The sequence below is a fragment of the Bacteroides sp. An269 genome (assembly GCF_002159755.1).
Lineage (GTDB): Bacteria > Bacteroidota > Bacteroidia > Bacteroidales > Bacteroidaceae > Phocaeicola > Phocaeicola intestinalis.
Genome location: NZ_NFJG01000265.1, coordinates 1 through 568 on the forward strand (window position 1 = coordinate 1; position 568 = coordinate 568).

General features: G+C 48.2%; 1 protein-coding gene. It reads left to right on the forward strand.

What is annotated here, in order from left to right; translation table 11 throughout:
* A partial coding sequence (locus B5F71_RS19665) for an AAA family ATPase (protein WP_158098171.1) occupies positions 1–568 on the forward strand: 568 nt, incomplete at both ends.

A 568-nucleotide genomic window follows, 5' to 3' on the forward strand; every position in this document is an offset into this window, starting at 1 on the left:
CAGAAGGATACTGTTATGTAGACAAAACGGATTTACTCTACCAACTGGTAAAGGAAGGTGTGATTTATTTCCTCAGCCGTCCCCGCAGGTTCGGGAAAAGCCTGCTTGTGTCTACCCTGAAGAACTATTTCTTAGGTAAGAAAGAGCTGTTCAAAGGACTTGCCATCGAGAAGCTGGAAACGGAATGGAGGGAATATCCCGTATTCCACATCGACTTCAACGGAAGCAACTTTACCGTTCCGGGTACATTGGAAGATATACTGGAAGGCACCATAAAAGGTTGGGAACGGGAATACGGAAAGAGCCAGGACTATACGGATATAGGGAAACGCTTTGCATACGTCCTCAAACAGGCTCACGAACAATCGGGAAGACGTTGCGTGGTATTGATTGACGAATACGACAAGCCTATCCTGGACGTACTCGATACGGGCATTAAGGGAGAACAGGAGGAAACGTTGCTGGAGGACCGGAACCGGGAAGTGCTGAAAGGATTCTATTCGGTATTCAAGGCTGCGGACGATGACCTGCAGTTCGTCTTGCTCACCGGAGTTACCAAGTTCTCGCA